Source organism: Singulisphaera photorubra (assembly GCF_045290345.1).
In the GTDB taxonomy this organism is placed as follows: domain Bacteria; phylum Planctomycetota; class Planctomycetia; order Isosphaerales; family Isosphaeraceae; genus Singulisphaera.
This window is the reverse complement of record NZ_CP155447.1, coordinates 10,250,011-10,268,569: the sequence shown is the minus strand read 5'-3', so window position 1 is coordinate 10,268,569 and position 18,559 is coordinate 10,250,011. Positions and strand designations below refer to the sequence as shown.

Genomic DNA, 18,559 nt, shown 5'->3' with positions numbered 1-18,559 from the left:
GAGAGACCGGATTCGCCGTGATTCGAGTTTTGCTCAAGGCCCGCTACTTCGCGTTCACCACCGTCGCGTTGATCCTCGGTCTCCTGATCATCTTCGGCCATCGCGTCACGTACGAGCAGTCAATCGACTCGTTCTTTGCCGATGATGATCCCTCGATGCTCGCCTATCAAAAGGCGGCCCGGACCTTCGGCGATGATAACTTCGTCTTCCTCGTGTACGACGATCCTGAACTTCTGACTCCGGCTGGGATGGCGCGGGTCTCGGAACTCGCCGCCGCGGTCGATGCGTCGAAGATTCAGGGCGTACTTCGCGTGGAATCGCTCGACGCGATGCCCCAACTCTGGTTGATCGACGATATTCTGCTGACTCTCGATCGGCTCCCCGTTTTTGCACGCAATCTTGCGATCGATCGGGCCAAAAAGGGCCTCAAAAACGTGGACCCGAAGGCGAACGCCCTCACGGTTGCTGGCGCGGTGCGCTCGGCCGACCGAGCGGGGCTCGAGGCACTTCGGGTTCGCCTCACGAAACATCCCCTCTTTCGAGGCACCTTGATCGATGGGCAGGGGACGACCACAGCCGTCGTGGTTCGCTTGAGGAAGACGGCCGATCACGACGTGGTACAAACCGTCGAGGCTCTCCGTTCGGCGGCCGATCGGTTTGGTTCGAAGCACGGTCTTCTCAAACAGCCCGCCGTGGTCGGTCCTCCCGTGCTCCTGGCCGATGGCTTCCGGAGCATCGAGGTCGATGGTCGTCGACTTGCGGTGGTGGGAATGCTTCTGATCGGGTTTGTGACGCTTTCGGCGGTCCGCAGCATTTGGTGGGCGCTCGTGCCGATCACGTCCGGTTGGTTCGTCTGGCTGGCGACCGAGGAGTTGCTTTCGTACTTTCAGATCAAGCTGGCGCTTTCCGGAGGGCCGTTGGTCGCGCAGATCATTGTGTTGACGATGCCGGCCGCGAGCCATCTGGCGATTCACTTTCGCGAAGCACGACGTCAAGAGTCTGACCCTCGGGTTGCCGCTCGCTCAGCCTTGTCGGCCGTCTGGGTGCCCATCTTTTGGTGCGCGGTCACCGGCGCGATCGGCTACGGCGCGCTCGTCACCAGCGATGTCGTTCCGATCCGCCAGTTCGGCGCGATCCTGGGCACGTGCACACTCCTGGCGGCCCTGCTCGTGATGCTCCTCTCGCCGATCGCGATGCTCCCCCCAATCCCGCTGGAGATTCCTGTCCGCTACGGGTCATCCTCCTGGGTGTCGGCAGCCATGACCCGACTGACCGAACGGGTCTACCGCCATCCGGGCGCGATCGTCGTCATCGTCTTCGCGATTGTGCTACCGCTCGCCGCGGGCATGGCGAGGCTGCGCTACGAGTCAAACTACATCAACCTGTTCCGGCCCGATACCCGCGTGGTCCGTGACTATCACGCGGTGGAAGCTCGGCTCGGGGGCATCGGCCTGGTCGAGTTGATCGTGCCCGTGGGCAAGACGGTCGGCCGCGACTCGCTCGAGCGTTTGAAGGCTCTCGAACGTGCGATCGCCGCGATTCGCGTCGGCGGCGCAGACGATGCGGCGAACGTGATCTCGCTGGCGACGGTGCTTGATCCCGATGGTCGCCTCTCGGCACTTCCTCGCGAGGCGGCCGATCGAACGTTGGCGACCAAGCTCGATCTCATTGCCTCATCGCCGCAGGCCGAGCTCCTCAAGGGGTTCTGGAATCAGGAGACGGGCCAGGCACGGCTGATGATCCGGCTCAAGGAGCAGCAGCCCGCGCCTCAGAAGGCTGCCTTGTTCAAAGCCGCTCTGAATCGTGCCCGAGCGCCTTTCGGTCCCGATGTGTCCCTGACCGGCCTGTCCTACTTGATGACCAAGACGACGGAATCGATCATCGTCACCCAGTGGGATACCTTCTTCTGGTCGGTGGCCGGAATTCTCTTGATGCTCACGATCGCGCTTCGGGGTCCTGTTCTGGCCGCGCTCGCGATGATGCCCACCCTTTTGGCGGTCGCGTTCGTGCTCGGGCTGATGGGATGGCTTGGGATCAAGCTCGACATGGCCACCGCACTGGTCGCGAGCGTTGCCCTCGGACTCTCGGTGGACGACACCTTCCATTGCTTGCTCCAGTTCCGCAAAGAACGCGCATCGAATCCCTTTGAATCGAGCCTGTTCGACAGTTACGCCGTGACCGGCCCAGGAGTCTTACTCTCGAGCCTGGCCGTTGCCGTCGGGTTTGCTGCGCTCTGGCTGAGCGAGTTTGCCCCGTTTGCGACTTTCGGGACGATGGTCGGCATCGCCACCGCGGGAAGTACCCTGGGTAACCTCGTCCTCCTTCCCGCATGTCTGACGCTGGGCGAACGACTGCGAGTGCGTCTCCGCTCCAAAAAAGAGTCGGTTCGGTCGTCGGTTTGAGAGCACTGAGAGCGGATTCAGGGGCACCCGTCTTCCGGTTCTTCAGACGCATCACTTGAAATCGCAGGAATTGCCTCTCCATATCGTTCTCGATAAACGGTTTGCTACGTGTGGGTAGGTTGTCTGGGCTCCCCTGCGATCGTTCCGGCACGAATGCAGTGACCACTGGGAGTGGCGGGATCGGAGGACGAAGCTCTCCCGAAAGCGGGCTTCACGAAATCATGAAGCGGCCCCGAACCGAGTGTCGGGGGCCGCTTCATGCGTTTGCAAGCCATTAGGCTTCGGAGGGACGAGAAGGCCCTCGCCTGCACTTTCCGGCAGAAGACGGATGAGAAGAAAGCCCCCCCCATTTCCCTCCGCAGGCGGGTTCGCTCCGCCTTGCCAATCCGCTCCGCGGACTCGAGCTTGTGGGCCCCGGCTCTTGGTCTGATTTTCGATCATCCATAAGAAATGCAACGAGTGACGCGGAAATTTCGCCAAATCGGGTTGTAACACAAAACGAATTGTTTCATGGAAGAGTCTGCTTGAAATGTCAGAAATTAACATAAGACTCGAATTTCTGACTTGCGTTTCTAGGTAGTGTTGGTGTTTGGCGATAACGTTTGTGATGGGAAGAGTTTAACTTCGAGCTTCAGGTTTGCCCCCTGCCCTTACAGTCGGTCAAGTCGGGTCCGGGGGCGTCCCGGATTGGTTCACGGAATCCTGCTCACCGGACGATCTTTGGTGTGGGACCTGCGCGTCCTTCGTCGGCGTCTCGCGGCGCTGAGAACTCGCTGTCGGATCTAGAGATCGTTGCGAGATCAACACGCATGAAGGTGCACAGGATCAAGGGCCGACGAGTGTTCGGGAGGCGTGGATCATACGCCGCAACCGTTCAGGTCCCAGATGTCGAGCGGGCCTCGGACGGCGGTAAGCCCCGCTATCATGCTTTCGATGGCTTGCGCGGCATGGCGATGTTCCTGGTCGTCGGACTGCACGCGGCACTTGGTTACGTCACGCAGGACATTCCGGGTGTGCTCTGGTGTGTTCGGGATAGGCCTACCACGCCGGTTTTCGACTGGTTCTGCTGGTGGTCGATGGGGGTTTCCAACCCGCTTTATTTTACGATTGCCGGGTTCTTCGCCGCGTACTTGTACGAGACGCGCGGGTTACGGACGTTTCTCGAGAATCGGGCGAAGCGGGTCGCCGTTCCATTCCTGGTCGCGGTTCCCACGGTACTTCCGGCCTGCCTCCTTGCCTGGGTTTACGGCTGGCTGTTGTCGGGGCGTTGTACGTGGCGGCAGGCGATCCGGCTGCGGTTCCGCGACCCGGTGCTCCGGGCGGAGCAGATCGGCTCGGCTCACCTCTGGTTCCTGGAATACCTCATTGTCATGTTGGTGGCGTTCGCCCTTTATCAGTGGTGGTCGCAGCGCCGGAGAACGGGGTCAACGACCCGTCACGGTTTCGCGAGCCTTGTGTTGAGTTCGCCATGGTGCCCTTTCCTCCTCGCGGTTCCGACGACCGCCTTGCTCTGGATCAGCCGCGAACTTGTCGGTATCGATGCAGCGTTGGACCGTCACAACTCCTTTTTCATCGCTCCGATCAAGCTGATGCACCACGCGAGCTTCTTCATCGTGGGGGTGGGGTTGTATCGCTTGAGAGATGACCTTGAACGACTTGCCCGGCCTGCCCCTTGGTATCTCCTGATGTCGGTCCCCATTTTCGTGGGCCGGGCGTGGTTCCTGGGACGTGATTGGGTTTCCCCGTTGCACGGATTCGATGCCGTGGCGCAGGCTGTTCTTGGGGCCTTGTTTGCCTGGTTAATGGTTTTCGGGGCGATCGGGGCGGCCCACCGCCTGTTCCGCCACGCCAACCCGAGCTTGAGCTACTGCGCCGACAGTTCGTACTGGATCTATCTGGTTCACATGCCTGTTCTCGGCTTGATCCAGGGCGATCTCTTTCTGATCCCCGGGCATGCCGCCTGGAAGATGCCGGTCACGCTTCTCGGCACCCTGGCCATCGGCTTTGCCTCGTACCATTCCTTGGTGCGCTATACGGCGATCGGAACGTGGCTTCATGGCCGGAGGGAGCGTACGGCTTTTGCCTCAGGGGAGCAGGACTCGGGTCGGTTCGCTCGCTTGATTCCTCTGAGGCACCGGCAGGTGCGAGCTTCACATCAGAGTTCGAAGTCCTGAAGAATGAACGGGTGCCGGAGGTTTTGTAGGTTCGTATCCGTCTGCCTCCGCTTCGGCGAGCCTGCGCGGGTTAGCCGACACAGCCGACTTGCTCCCGCTCCTGTTTACGGCGGGAAGCAACTCAGCCAGAGTCATCGCAAGAGAAAAGCGATGTGGGTATGTGATGACACTGAATGTTACGGCCTGCCGTGGGTGTCGATGAGCTCCATCACAGTCTGTCCGGTGCGGAGTAGCGCTCGCTCGCGGACCCCCAACCCCTCGTATTGATAGGGGAGGAATCCTTCGGGGTGCGGGATGCGAAGGATTGTCTCGCCTCGGGGGTGGCCTTGGTGGCCGTGGATGGGATAAAGGAACTGGGTGTTCAGCATGAGATAGCTTGAATTATGGCCGGTGCGCCTTGCCGGGACAGGTTCTCCGGGCCTGGCGCCAGGGTTCTCCATCGACCGGAACGGGTCGTCCGGAATCCCCTCATCCAGGAGGGGCCCCACGAACGTCAGGCCGCGGGCTACGGGGCCGTAGGTTGCCGTGACCTGGCGGAGAACCTCGCCGGGATATCGCATCGCGAGGGGTTGCCCGAAATTGAACGCAGCCTGTGCCATCAGGAGTCCGGTGGCCACGATCGTGGACCGACCAATCGGCCGGCCGTTGAGCAGGCGGGTTACGGCGCATGCGGTACCCAGGCAGAGGAACGGCACGACTTGCCGGACAAGTCGGCCGTACACGACCATTTTCTCCATCACGGTTGAAACGGTCACGAGCACGAGGTAGAGCGAAAGGGCCAACCCGAGCCAGTGGAGGCCTCGTGCGCGAGCCGAGGCCTCGCGGTTTGCGCGGGCAGCGGGCAGAAGTACCAAGGGGGCGCCGAGAGTCCAGACCAGCAGGAGGCCGTGCTCCGCGTGCCACAGATAGGCCCAGGGGAGAGACCAGCCTTCGCTGAAGTCTCCCTGAGTCACCGTGCCGGAGAAGTTCACGAGATGCGACGGGAGGTCGGATCCTCGGGCGACGGCGATGAGGATGAGCAGCGCGATCGGCGCGACGAATCCGAGCCCTGCGGCCAGTCCACGCCGCGCGACGGACTTACCGGACGGCAAGCCGCGGAGCACGTGGATTGCCATTGCCGCCGCGGCGATGAGCCAGTAACCGTAGTAGGTCAGGAAGGCCAATCCGGCCACCGCTCCGGTGAGTACCGAAAGTGCCAGGCCGGGGCAGTCGGCGAGCCCAATCCAGAGGGCCAGCAGTGCGAGGGCCATGGAGGTGTCGTAGGGCAGGAGATGACGCGCGTAGTAGAACATGGAACTGGAACAGGCCATGATCAGGGCCGCCGTCAAACCTTCACGACGGTCGCCGCCCGCCCGCCGGGCAATGGCGTAGGTCAACCCGATGCATGCGACCGAGGCCAGCGACAGGATGAGCGTGGAGACCGACAACCACTCGAAAATAATAACCCACCGCATCGTCCGCCCGGCGAGCCGTGCCACGACACATTGAGCAACGGCCGGGACGCAGCAGATTACCGTGTAGAAACAGTGCGCAACCGAGTCGACGACAGCATCGCCCGCCTGCCCTAACTCGCCACAGGCCAGGTGCTTCAGAACGCCCCAACATTGGAAGTACCGAGTCTCGTCGGGAAAGTAACACTGGCCGCCGCGTAGCACCAAGACGATCCGTGGGCACCACGCAAGCAGCAACAGAATGAGTAAGTCGCCGAGCCCGCCCAACTTGTCTGGCATGATTGGTCTCCAGTCGCATTCAGCCGGACAATGTTGCCTGAATCACTGAAATCAGAGTGTGTTAATCTGAGTCCCAGGAGCGACCGATTCGCGGTGCTGTTGACTACGATCGCAACTCGCGGGTGTCCGCATCGATCTCCCCCAGAACGTACAGCTCCGTGCGGCCGGAAGAACCGCGGAACGAGATGCCGCCCGCAGCACCATCGAGAGCCCAGTAATGGGCGGGGATTGAAGTGAATCGATTCCCACACGCATGTTTCATGTCGAGTGTGGATGTCAAATTTGTGAAGGCCTGTTCGAAACACAGTGTGAGATGGAACGGTCGAAGAGCCGATCAGTCACAAGGCGGCGCGACTCCGTTGGCGGGGGGAGCACCAGTCAGGCACGCGTGCGACCATTTCGGCTTGGAACAGTTGTTCGGTAATCATGGCCACTCCTCGTACGAGTGTGACCCTTTAATCGCTAACGGGCGAGTCGAGGTTTGAGTTCGAAGATGACCAATATGGAAGAAAAATGCAAATGGATTATAAACGATCATGCGTTCCATAATAAATCGCTTAGGACTTGTATGCATGGTCGCAGTGAAAGTCGTGGCGGAGGGCCGGCCCGTCGAATGCATCCCACTGGAGGAGCAATCGCTGGGTCCTTGAGGCAAGCGAGTTGCACCACATTCGCAATGTTATGGATGGGATTCGCAGGCTTTTCGTTATGTTGAATGAACGGCTCGTTTTCTTGGCTTTCAAGCGGAAGAATCGACTGCGCAGACTTAGGGATGTTTGTGGTTAATATTTTTAACGCGTGTGTTATTGCGCATGGGATGGGGATGTAGAGTCCTTTGTGTTCCTGGGTGGCGACCTGATTCCCCGGTTGTCGCGGATGGCGGGGATCAAGAGGCCTGGAGGTTGAACCTGCGGTTCGGACCCTGGTTTTTTCGATTCATCCTGGTCATCATGACAATGCAAGGGGGAGCGGTGAGTCCCGTGAATCGTGTCGCGGGTGCAATGTGACGAGGAAGGAATAACGACGTGCTCAGGCGATTCGTTTTATCGACTTTGATTGGGCTTGCCTTGGCGCAGGCAAAGGCCGCTGAGGAGCCGGGGGACCGTAGTGGCGCTGTCGTCGCCGATCTGCTTCTCAAGGGGGGGACGTTGATCGACGGAACGGGGTCGCCGGGTCGCCGGGCCGACGTCGCTCTCCGGGGGGACCGGATCGTGGCGGTCGGGGAGTTCCAGGTCGCCCCAGGTGTGAAAGTGCTCGACGTGTCGGAACGAGTGGTCGCTCCGGGCTTTATTGACCTTCACTCTCATTCCGACAGCGTGATTCTCGACGCCCCCAAACGCGCGAACGTGAACTTTCAGACGCAAGGGGTGACGACCGTTGTGACTGGAAACTGCGGTGGTGGAGCGCTCAACGTTGCCAAGTATCTCGATGCGGTTGACGATCGAGGTGCGGGGACGAATGTGATCCATCTGATTCCGCATGGGGCGGTACGCTCGTCAGTCATGGGTAAGATCGACCGCGCTCCGAACGAGCGTGAGCTGGCTCGAATGAAGCGGCTCGTCGAGCAAGGAATGAAGGACGGGGCGTGGGGAATGTCCACCGGCCTGATCTATCTGCCCGGCCGTTATGCGGAAATTCCCGAGCTGGTCGAGCTCTCCGAGGTCGTGGCTCAGCATGGTGGATTCTATGCGAGCCACATCCGGAACGAGGGGAACGGGCTGCTCGATTCGATCGACGAGGCGCTCACGATCGGTCGCCAGGCCAAGATTCCGGTCCATATCTCTCACCTCAAAGCGTCGGGCAAGTCGAGTTGGGGATTGACGGTCGAGGCCTGCAAGAGGATCGCCGAGGCCAGGAAAGCGGGGCAGGCTGTTTCGGCGGATCAGTATCCCTACGTGGCGTCGAGCACAGCACTCGCGGCCATGGTCGTCCCCCACTGGGCCTTACAGGGGAGCACCGAGGACTTTATTCAGATCGCGGCCGATGCTGTCCGGGGCAAAAAGCTTCGCCAGGAGATCGAGGAGTCGCTCGAGAAGCGCAACGGGGGGGCCGCGATCCGGATCGCGCGTTATCCCCTGAAACCGACGCGAGTGGGCCGTGACCTCGCGGCCATCGCCGCCCAGGAAGGAACGACCGTGGTGGAGGTCGTTCTCGATGTCCAGCGCCACGGCGGGGCGCAGGCGATCAGCTTTGGGATGAGTGAGGATGATGTCCGCCAGGTGATGAAAGAAGACTTCGTGGCGACCGCCTCCGACGGTTCCACTCACGTCCCGACCGGTAAGGACAGCCCTCACCCCCGCGCCTATGGCACTTTCCCTCGCAAGATTCGCTACGCCCTCGACGACAACGTGATGACCCTCGAGAAGGCGATCCGTTCGTGTTCAGGACTTCCCGCGGAGATCCTCCGTCTGCCCGATCGGGGAGTGATTCGCCCTGGAGCGTTCGCCGACGTGGTCGTCTTCGATCCCAAAACGTTTCGCGACGCCGCCACGTTTGACAATCCGACCCGCTATGCGCCCGGTGTGGATCACCTGTTCGTGAACGGGGTGGCCGTCATCGCGCAAGGAGAACCGAATAAGAAGCTGCCCGGTCGGGCCCTGCGCCTGACCAAAGATGGCCCCGCCGACCTGATCCTGAAGCTCGGTCGAATCTGGACCGGCGATCAAGATCGCCCCTGGGCTCAGGCCCTGGCCGCTCGCGATGGCGTGGTTGTCGCTGTCGGGACGGCGGATGAGGTGCTCGCCTTTCGTGGCCCGAAGACACAGGTCGTCGATCGCCCCGATGCGTTCGCCACCCCGGGATTGGTCGACTCACATGGTCATCTCTGCGACTTTGGATCGAGTCGTGAGGAACTCGACCTGCGCGGAGTCGCCTCACTCGAAGACGTGGCTCAACGCGTCAAAGCATGGATGGAAGCCCATCCCGGGGACTCCTGGGTGATTGGGCAGAACTGGGATCAGAGCCTCTGGCCGGGGGGGGACTTTCCGACGGCGAAGACGCTCGACCTGGTGGCGCCGGATCGGCCCGTCTGGCTGGTCAGGGTTGACGGCCACGCGGGTTGGGCGAACTCCGAAGCGCTCCGCCGGGGCAAGGTGAATCGCGATACCGAGGCCCCCACCGACGGGCAGATCATTCGCGATCCGAATGGCGACCCCACCGGGGTCTTCATCGACGGTGCGATGAGCCTCGTTTCGCGACACCGACCCGGTGACTCGAAAGCGGACCTCACTCGTCGGATCCTGGCCGGTCAGGAGCTGGTCTTCCAGGCGGGGCTGACGGGGGTTCATGATGCGGGCGTTTCGATAAAGATGGCCGAGGCCTATCGCGAGCTCGACCAGGCGGGCAAGCTCAAGCTTCGGGTGTATGGCATGGCTTCGATTCCTGACCGGCAGCTCGTGGAATTTGCCAGCCATCCACCCGTTGCCGCCGCCCCCAAGGCCCGGTTCGTGTTGCGAGCGATCAAGCTCTTTATTGATGGCGCGTTGGGGTCGCGGGGGGGGCTGCTCAGTGAGGACTACAGTGACGACCCGGGCAACAAGGGGCTGCTCCTGATCGATCCCAAGCTGCTCACGACGGCGACCGAGCAAGGCCTTCGTCATGGCTGGCAGATCGCCACGCACGCGATCGGAGACCGTGGAAACTCGCTGGTGCTCGACGCTTACCAGCAAGCCCGCGAGGTGGTGCCGGCCGCCCAGGACCCGCGGCTCCGGATCGAGCACGCCCAGGTCGTTCGGAAAGCGGATGTCGCTCGGTTCGCCTCGCTCGGCGTCATTGCCTCGATGCAGCCTTCGCATGCGATTGACGACATGCGGTGGGCCGACGCTCGGCTCGGCCCGGAACGCGCTCAAGGAGCCTATGCCTGGCGCTGGTTTCTCGACGCAAACGTGCCCGTCGCCTTCGGGAGTGATTTTCCGGTCGAGGTCGTCAACCCGTTCTATGGGATCTACGCGGCGCTGACGCGTCAGGACGAGAAGGGGCAACCTGCGTCGGGCTGGCACCCTGATCAGAAGATGAATCTGGAAGAAACGCTTCGCGCTTTTACCGCAGGTTCGGCCCACGCGTCATTCGACGAGGCCCGGCTCGGACGGTTGAAGGTGGGGATGCGGGCGGACGTGACGGTCGTCGACCGCGACCTGTTTCAGGTCAAGCCGCTCGAGTTGCTCGGGGCCAAGGTCGTCATGACCGTCGTCGATGGCGAGGTGGTCTATGAGACGAAGGCCCCTTGATTCGTCCGATCCGGACGCGAGGGCTCGCACCGCAGGCCTGTTCATTCACTTATAAACAGGTCAAGAGATGCATGGGTTACTGCCATGAGGCCGGGCGGATCTTGGCCGCCCGGCCTCATGCGGTTGGGAGCTCAGGCAGGATGTTTGTGGTAGCCGGGAGTCACCTTGGTGACGTTCGGCTCGACGCTCGCCTCGACTTTGCCGGTCGCCCAGTTCAAGGCGCCGATCAAGAGGCCCTGAAAGAGCGGGTTTTCCCAGACGTCCTCGCGGTGGCCCATCGAGGTGTAGAAGACCCGGCCTTTGCCGTGCATCCGGGCCCAGGTCTCGGGGAAATTGGGTCGGTCGTAGGCCTTGTTTGACCCCTTGGTCTTCTCCATGGTCTCGGTGTCCTGGACCATGATGACGTGCAGGTCGTCCTGGAAGTTCTTGAGGGCGTACCACTCGTCCTGAATCATGAATGACGAACCGAACGCCTTGGCGCCTGGAAACGCGGGGTCGACCACGAGGAGCCGCGTTCTCTGCTGGTCGCCATGGACGATGAACTCGCCTCCGATCATCTCGATGTAGGGATCGAGCGGGCCGTCCTTCGGGCCGTGGAAGGTGTCGGTGGCACAGTGCATTCCGACGAAGCCCTTGCCCTGGCGGATTGCGTCGAGGAAGGCGTCCTTGCCTTCCTTCGTCATGGGCGGACTCTTGTCATCGCCAGGGACCGTCAGGTCACCCGTCGTCTCGAACGCAAACGCGTCCCACTGACCGATCTTGTCGGGGTCGAACATCCGGCCGTCCTTGGTGGCGACGACCTCGAAGCCGTGCTCCTTACCGATCTCGGTCAGGATTCGTTCGGCGAGGGAGAGCTTGTCGCCGTCGCGCTTGACGACCGAATGGATGTAACGCGAGCTCTTGGTGAAGAAGAGAACTTTTTTCGGACTTCCCTTGTCCGCCGCGGCGAGGACGCGGGACATTGTCCCCGAGCCGATCATGGCCGCGCCCGCGGCGAACAGCATCTGGCGACGGTTCAAGTCCATCATCTGGAACTCTCCGGAAGGTGAGTGAGAGCGAATCGACCGGTTTCCAGGATCGATCGCGGTCCGCCCGGCATCCTAACTCGCAGACTGCCTGGGTTCGCTGAGAAAATCCTCGGGACTCAAACGATTCCTCCGAACGCGAGGCGGGTAAGCTCCGGAGCGCCTCCGTCCGAGGGCAGATCATGACGGATGTATGGTCTCTTCACCGAGCCGAGTTTTTGCTTGCGGCCGGAAGAGTTACGAGTTAACCTGTCCGCTGTCTTTTGGAGACCACAAGGAAGTGTCGACTCTCTCGAGAGTTCGACGCGGACGATGCCGGCCGAAGACTTGATTGGCACAGTTCCATCGAGCATCCGGCCGTAGAGGTCGGGGAGAGATGATAAGGATGTCACAACTGACGGAAACGCAAGACACCTCGGAACACGCTCAACTCGCCAAGCTCTGCTCCACGATTCGGGGCAAACTCCAGTTCATGGACTACCTGGTCCGCGCGGCCGTCGCCGACGTCGAACGATTCCAGGAAGAGCCCGAGGCGGGGACGCGTATCTTCATCCGGCAGTTAATCGAGATGCACGCTTCTAACCTGGCCGTCGAATGTGAAAACATGCGAATGGTCGGTGAGCTGTGTGGCCAACTCGATACGATCATCCACAACACCGTGAATTCCTTCGACAATTCTACGGCGGATTCATTCAACGACCATCAGACGAGTGCATTGAGCTCGTTCGAGGGTCAGAACGGAGACGGCGTATGAACGAGGTCGTCAACGGGGCTGAAGAAAGCACCTACATGCGAGGTCGTGAGTCGATGTCATCGGTCGATCCCTCCTCGAAAACGTCTCCCGCGGGATCGATTTCCCCCGACCTTCTCCGCTCTCTGGCCGACGTCAAAGGACAGGCGCAGTTCTTGCTCTACCTGGCCGACCAGATCGAAGAGTCGTTGGAACAGCTCGGTAGCGAGACCGATTCGTGCCATGGGGCATTTCTTTGCAAGGTGCTTGGCATGTACTCCAGCCAGCTTGAAACCAAGCATCACGGGCTGGGCGACAAGATTGCTGAAACCTGCCAAGAAGTTTATGTGACCGTCCGCGAGTATGACGCCGTCTAGGCCCTTTTCCGGATCGGTTGCGATCCCAGCGGCTACGGGCGACCTGTTCGCCGTTGGTTTCGTTGGGAAGGTTGTGTCCCTTGGCTCCGAAAACGCTCTTGGCGTTTGTTCAAGCCGGACCGAGCAACCACCGCTTTTGCTCACCAGTCACACTCGGGGCGGGATCACCTGACCGATCCGCCCCGGGATTTCGTCGCCCGACGAACTCAACCGGTTCTTGATGTCGAAGGTTCGACCCGGGTCTTTCCCAGAGCCCGGTCGACTCCGAGTTGGAAAATGATCCGAAGCGCCTGGATCACTTCACGCTGATTGATCTTCGAGATCCCCGAGCGGCGGTTCTTGAACAGGATCGGCGTCTCTCCCATTCGGCAGCCGGCGATCCGGCACCAGAAGAGGATCTCTTCCTGGAACGAGTATCCGCGCGAACGGATCCGGTTCAGGTCGATCTGCTTGAGCTTGGTGACTCGGTAGCACCGGTAGGCGCCACTGTTGTCTTTCGTCTTGAGGCCAAGCAAGAGCCGGGCGTACCAATTGATCCCCGTGCTCATGAACTTCCGCTTCAGGTTGAACTCACCTTCCACCCCTCCCCCCCTGACGTAGCGAGACCCGATCATCACGTCGTGGTCACGCATCCCGGCGAGGATCGCAGGGATACACTCGGGTGGATGGCTGCCGTCAGCGTCGAGGGTGAGCAAGGCGTCATAATCATGCTCGATCGCGAACCTCATCGCGTCCAGCATCGCCGAGCCCAATCCGAGCTTGGTCGGGCGGTGGATGATGTGGATCTCAGCCAGGGCGGCCTTGAGTTCCTCAGCGATCGCCCCCGTCCCGTCGGGCGAGTTATCGTCAACGATCAGAATGGCTGCGTGGGGAGCGAACTGACGGATCTCCTGGACCAGCGAGCGGATGTTACCCGCCTCGTTGAAGGTGGCCAGGGATACGAGCAACCGATGAGGACCATCGGCCGGAGAATTGGGAGCAGTGGACACGGACAGCACATCCCGGAGGCTTCGATCGATGGGGCCGGCACGCTAGGAAAGGAGCAGTTCATTTTCAGCCTACCGAGTCGTCGTGCGACTCGCCAGGCGGTGGGAGCTCTTGAGGCAAGGAATCAGGTGTGTGAGCCTCGGCAGAAAAAAAAAGCAGGTGCCGCCTTTCGGAGGCCCGGCCCGTGCGACCCGAAGGGCACAAGGGACAGGATCGACCGCCGTCGCGCCCTTCTCGGGAAAGAAGAGCTACTGGGAGCACCAGATCGACTTTCGGCGGCACCTGCTTTTCAGAACGGCGGCGACCCTCGTCACGGTTTAGATGACGATCGCGGGTCACTATCAACCTTTCGGTCGAATCTGAGTCGTTTCATCAGTCGATTCCCCCAGCGTTGCGGAAAATTTCGCTGAGGGGAAATAGGGGGTTCGGGTCGATTGCTATGGCGCGGGGCCGTGGCTCGGTTGCATTCGAACGCGACTTCGGGTCGCCCCCGCGCGGCGAGCCCAAGGCGGCCCGCTCGTATGATGGAGCACGACAAGGTGGTCCGGTCGGCCTGTGAAAGCTCACTGAGCGCGTCGCCGCACTTCCGATGGCCTTTTCGGCCTTGTTTAAAGGGCAGTATCTCTTTGGGTTGTGCGCATACGGACCCTCCCGCTCGGTTTTGCGTGAAGTCAGACGAAGGCAGCGAGCGGACACTCCACGCTCGCTCAGCGGCGAGCGTCAGCACCCTGTCTTCCGAGCCAGGCTACTTCGCCGTGGGCAGCTTAGCCGTGAATCGATCTAGTGAGAATCCCGGCGCTGCTTGAGGCGGGTAAAGAGCTGGCTGTAAGGGGCGAAGTTCTGCTGCCCCTCCGACCAGACACCGGGATTTGCGGCGGCGAGCTCCGACGGCGCTTCCGCGACTTCATCGTCGAACTCGTCTGTGGGAGTGGACTGAACGTCGGGCTGTTCAGCAGGCTCGACGGCAGTGGCACGCCCCTGGTTCCGTGCCCACTCATTCCAGGCCTGCAACGCGGTGTAGCGATCGTTGATGGCCTCTTCACCCAAGGGTGACCTGTTCTGATTTGCGCTCGACGCAGGGTCCGTGTCGTCCCCCGCTTCGTTGTTGAGGGATTCCGATTCAGGTTCCCAACCGACCTCGATCAGTCCGTCCTCGACCCGCAGCGGAGGTTTGCCCTGGCCGAGTACGGGACCATCCCAGGAGTCTCGCTCCAAGGTTTCGACCGGGGTGGTCGGTGCTTGGCCGGGGAGCTCTCGGGACTCCTCCGCGACTTTCGGCATCGACTCGATCGGTGTCATGCTCGCTCGCGGGGGTGGAGCGATCGACCGTTGGAACCGCGCCCAGTCGAGAATGCGCTTCGGATTGCCCCCGGTCTCTCGATGGAGGAATTCGAGAGCCTCGGTCTGGCGTCCAAGGCTCGGAGCGATTCGCTCAACGAGAGCCTGGGCTTCCTCGACATCAAGGGATCGGAGATGGGTCCGGGCCGCGATCCTGGCAGCGAGTCCGGCGAGCACGCGCGACGAGAGGCGACGTGCCAGGGCGGTTTGCCCGACCAGAATCAGGCCCGCAAATCCATCGGAGCATCCGAGCCGGTTCGAGAGCAGCCGGATCTCTTCCAGAACCTCGACCGAAAGCCCGTGAGCTTCATCCACGGCGAGGACCCAGGAGAGTCCATCCGCTGCATTCTCTTTGAGGAAGTCGGCAAGCTCGAGCCGCGCCGCGGCGAGTCCCCTCGCTTCCTGGAGCCCCAAGGAATGGCCGATCAGGCGGTAAAACTCGGCGGGGTCGTTGGCCGGCGACGGGTCGATGGCGACTCCCCTCCAGTCCGAAGGAAGCTCGGACTGAATTCGGCCGCGAAGCCAGGTCTTTCCCACCCCGGCGTCACCTGTCACGAGGACCAGGCCCGATTGCGACCGCAAGGCGGGCAGGAGGGCATTGAGGGCGGCGACTCGGCTCGGCAGGGTGAACCCGGCAGGCAAGTCACCAACCCGGCCACTCTGTTCCCACGGCTTCGCCCAAACTTGATCCATCATGATCCCCTTCCCGATCGTGGGTCGCGGCTCGGGCCGACTCGCCACAACCTCGTCCTCGAGGGCCGTCCTTGCCTCCCGCGATCGGCACGTACAAACGCGCCCTTCGCTGGTCGCTCCCTCTCCTTCGAGTATCGGTGATGCTCTCCCCTCGGCTTGAACCACGCTCGAATCGATGGCGCGGGTGGTTGGCTCGGGGGTGTGCGGGGAATCGGTTGGGGGGTACAATCATCACATCCCCTCGAGGCCGTTCCGGGGGCGTTGCTGCTACTTTCGTCGGAGTGTTGCGCGTTCATGAGCGACTGGGCAATCCGGGTCAAAGACCTCAGAAAACAGTACCCCGGCCGCGACGGTCCCGTCGATGCGGTCAACGGAATCGACCTGGAGGTTCCCGTCGGGGAGTGCTTCGGCTTGCTCGGCCCGAACGGTGCGGGTAAGACAACGACCGTTGAAATCCTGGAAGGACTGACCCAACCGACTTCGGGAGAGGTTGAGGTCCTCGGCCTTCGCTGGCAGGAGAACGAGACGCAGATCCGCGAGCGGATCGGTGTGACCTTGCAGGAAACGCGATTCCCGGACAAGCAAACGGTCCGTGAGATGACTCGCCTGTTTCGCAGCTTCTACAATGACGGGCTGGAACCGGACGACGTTCTCGCTCGGGTCTCGTTGGAAGGGAAAGCAAACACGTTCGTTGAGCAACTTTCGGGGGGGCAGCAGCAGCGGCTGGCCGTTGCGATTGCGCTGGTGGGTGACCCCGAGTTACTCTTCCTCGACGAGCCGACGACCGGCCTGGACCCGCAGTCGAGGCGGCAACTCTGGGAAGTCATCCGAGGGTTGCATGATCAAGGGCGGACCACCGTCCTGACCACGCACTACATGGATGAGGCCGAGCGGCTCTGCGATCGCGTGGCCATCATCGACCACGGCAAGGTGATCGCCCTCGGTTCCCCCGCCGACCTGATCTCCCGGCTTGGCGGCGAGCATGTGGTTGAGTTTGCCCTCGGTGGCGAGGCCCCGGCGCTTGACGTTACCAGCTTCAGCGGCTTGCCGTCCGTCCTGTCGACGCGTCTGGATGGGGACGGCTATGCACTGACCGTCGGCGAACCGCACCGGGCGATTCCCGCTCTCCTCGACCACCTCGAAGAGGCCGGGCGGCCTCTCGCCCGCCTCACAACCCGTCAGGTCAGCCTCGAAGATGTCTTCGTGGCGCTCACCGGTCGCCACCTCCGCGACAATGGCGCTGAAGACGCCCCCAAGGACGGTGCGACCCGGAAGAAGAGGCGACGGGGGAGAGCCTGATCTCGCAAGCCACCCACGCAGGGGCCGGTAAGCCCATCGGACCCTCGAGTATCGACATTGGATCCTTTGTGGATTTGTAGCGTGACTTCCCGAAGGGTGAGCACGGACCCTCGGCTGAAAAAACGACAACCTGGCTGAAACCGACGCGACGCCCTCTTCCTCAAAAACGGCTTGAATTCGATATGTCCCGCTCTCACTCGTTGCGCGAACTGTACCTGAGCCGGATCCGCGAGTTTTATCGCCAGCCTGCGCGGATCTTTTGGGTCTACGGGTTCCCGACCATCCTGGCGATCGGTTTGGGCCTTGCTTTCCGGAGTCGGGCGCCGGAGAGCATTCAGCTCGATGTCGTCGAGGTCGGATCGTCCATCATCTCGCCCGTTCAAAAGACGCTTCTCGAATACGACGCGACGGCTCGTCGCGATGGACGCTCAGGTCTGCAACTTAAAAGCGGCTCGGCTGAGGACGCGAGACGCCGGCTCATGACCGGCAAGACGCCCTTGGTGGTCGAGCAGAATGGTTCGCAGATCATTTATCGGTACGATCCCACGCGTCCCGAGGGCGTTGCGGCTCGCGCCGCGGTCGACGATATCCTTCAGACGGCGGCGGGGAGGAAGGATCCGGTCGCGACCGAAGATATCAAGGTCACCGAACCCGGTTCGCGGTACATCGACTTCCTGATCCCCGGCCTGATCGGTTTGAACACGATGGGCGGGGGGCTCTGGGGAATCGGCTTCTTACTGGTCAACTTTCGGATGGCCAAGCTGCTCAAGTGCTTCGTCGCCACTCCCATGCCCCGGCGCAACTTCCTTCTCGCCTTGCTCGGGGCGCGGTTGACCTTTCTCCTGCCCGACCTGGGTGTGCTCATGCTTCTGGGCACCCTGGTCTTCAATATGCCCGTTCACGGGAGCTGGCTGCTGATCATCGTTGTCGACGTTTTGGGCGCCTTGGCCTTCGCGGGCATTGGCCTCTTGATCGCGAGCCGGGCCCAGAGCACCGAGACCGTCAGCGGGCTCATGAACCTGGTGATGCTGCCGATGTGGCTCTTCTCCGGGGTCTTCTTCTCCTCGGAGCGGTTCCCTGACGTCGCTCAGCCGTTCATCAAGGCGCTCCCCCTGACCCAGCTGATCAGCGCCCTGCGCCGGGTGATTCTCGAAGGGGCCGGTTGGCTCGACGTGACCCCCGCCCTGGCGATCCTCGCCGTCTGGGCCATCGCCTCCTTCTGCCTGGCCCTTCGGATCTTCCGCTGGACTTGAGCCGCGATTGAAAACCGGTCGCCGAAAGAGCGTGATGCAATCGCGTCCGAAGCTTGAGAGCGGTGGCCGGTCGAGCGGTGGGACGTCGACCTCATCGATCAAGTGGCCGAAAAAGGTCGCTTTCGCCAGGATCTCGACATTGAGGAATTCTGAGATCGACTGAAGCGGAATGGCCTCCAGCTTCTCGAATCGATGGAGCCGGCAAGGGGAGTGCACGTCGAGAACGGGCACGCCGAAAACGGGTTTCCAAGGCAGCCGACTGATCCAGCGCAACACTCGCTTCACCAGAGAGACGTGGCGCCTGCCAATCACGTGATCGCAGGCG

11 protein-coding genes are annotated in these 18,559 nt (G+C 61.7%); 7 read left to right on the top strand and 4 right to left on the bottom strand.

Annotation, left to right across the window (positions count from 1 at the left end; all coding sequences use genetic code 11):
• Window positions 1-17: 17 nt before the first annotated feature.
• A complete protein-coding gene (locus V5E97_RS38360; RefSeq protein ID WP_406696820.1) occupies window positions 18-2,402 on the top strand; it encodes an efflux RND transporter permease subunit in 2,385 nt (794 codons plus the stop codon).
• Window positions 2,403-3,211: 809 nt separating this feature from the next.
• Entirely contained in the window at window positions 3,212-4,576 is a 1,365-nt protein-coding gene (locus tag V5E97_RS38355) for an acyltransferase family protein (RefSeq protein WP_406696819.1), read from the top strand.
• Window positions 4,577-4,752: 176 nt separating this feature from the next.
• Here the strand turns inward: V5E97_RS38355 and V5E97_RS38350 are convergent, their stop codons facing one another.
• Entirely contained in the window at window positions 4,753-6,306 is a 1,554-nt protein-coding gene (locus V5E97_RS38350; protein WP_406696818.1) for a hypothetical protein, read from the bottom strand.
• 1,025 nt (window positions 6,307-7,331) lie between these two features.
• Here V5E97_RS38350 and V5E97_RS38345 point away from each other — a divergent pair.
• Window positions 7,332-10,532, top strand: a complete 3,201-nt coding sequence (locus tag V5E97_RS38345; protein WP_406696817.1) for an amidohydrolase family protein — start codon at window positions 7,332-7,334, stop codon at window positions 10,530-10,532.
• A 131-nt stretch (window positions 10,533-10,663) separates the two neighbouring features.
• On the opposite strand, the gene V5E97_RS38340 is transcribed toward V5E97_RS38345, so the two are convergent.
• Window positions 10,664-11,560: a ThuA domain-containing protein gene (locus V5E97_RS38340; protein WP_406696816.1), complete on the bottom strand. Its 897-nt coding sequence runs from the start codon at window positions 11,558-11,560 to the stop codon at window positions 10,664-10,666.
• A gap of 382 nt (window positions 11,561-11,942) precedes the next feature.
• Here V5E97_RS38340 and V5E97_RS38335 point away from each other — a divergent pair, with 382 nt between their 5' ends.
• Both V5E97_RS38335 and V5E97_RS38330 read left to right on the top strand, forming a co-directional pair.
• Complete coding sequence (locus tag V5E97_RS38335) at window positions 11,943-12,311, top strand: hypothetical protein (RefSeq protein ID WP_406696815.1); 369 nt, start codon at window positions 11,943-11,945, stop codon at window positions 12,309-12,311.
• Window positions 12,308-12,664: a hypothetical protein gene (locus V5E97_RS38330; RefSeq protein ID WP_406696814.1), complete on the top strand. Its 357-nt coding sequence runs from the start codon at window positions 12,308-12,310 to the stop codon at window positions 12,662-12,664. Before V5E97_RS38335 ends, V5E97_RS38330 begins: the two co-directional genes overlap by 4 nt.
• Before the next feature lie 206 nt (window positions 12,665-12,870).
• On the opposite strand, the gene V5E97_RS38325 is transcribed toward V5E97_RS38330, so the two are convergent.
• Together V5E97_RS38325 and V5E97_RS38320 are read right to left on the bottom strand one after the other, a co-directional pair.
• Window positions 12,871-13,653, bottom strand: a complete 783-nt coding sequence (locus V5E97_RS38325) for a polyprenol monophosphomannose synthase (protein WP_406696813.1) — start codon at window positions 13,651-13,653, stop codon at window positions 12,871-12,873.
• A gap of 778 nt (window positions 13,654-14,431) precedes the next feature.
• The gene (locus V5E97_RS38320) at window positions 14,432-15,685 is read right to left on the bottom strand and encodes an AAA family ATPase (RefSeq protein ID WP_406696812.1); all 1,254 of its coding nucleotides are present in this window, start codon (window positions 15,683-15,685) and stop codon (window positions 14,432-14,434) included.
• Window positions 15,686-15,976: 291 nt separating this feature from the next.
• Between V5E97_RS38320 and V5E97_RS38315 the strand changes: the two genes are divergently transcribed.
• Both V5E97_RS38315 and V5E97_RS38310 read left to right on the top strand, forming a co-directional pair.
• On the top strand, window positions 15,977-16,981 hold the full coding sequence (locus tag V5E97_RS38315; RefSeq protein WP_406696811.1) for an ABC transporter ATP-binding protein: 1,005 nt from the start codon (window positions 15,977-15,979) through the stop codon (window positions 16,979-16,981).
• A gap of 182 nt (window positions 16,982-17,163) precedes the next feature.
• Window positions 17,164-18,234, top strand: coding sequence for an ABC transporter permease (locus tag V5E97_RS38310; RefSeq protein ID WP_406696810.1), 1,071 nt, complete (start codon window positions 17,164-17,166; stop codon window positions 18,232-18,234).
• Window positions 18,235-18,559: the final 325 nt, after the last annotated feature.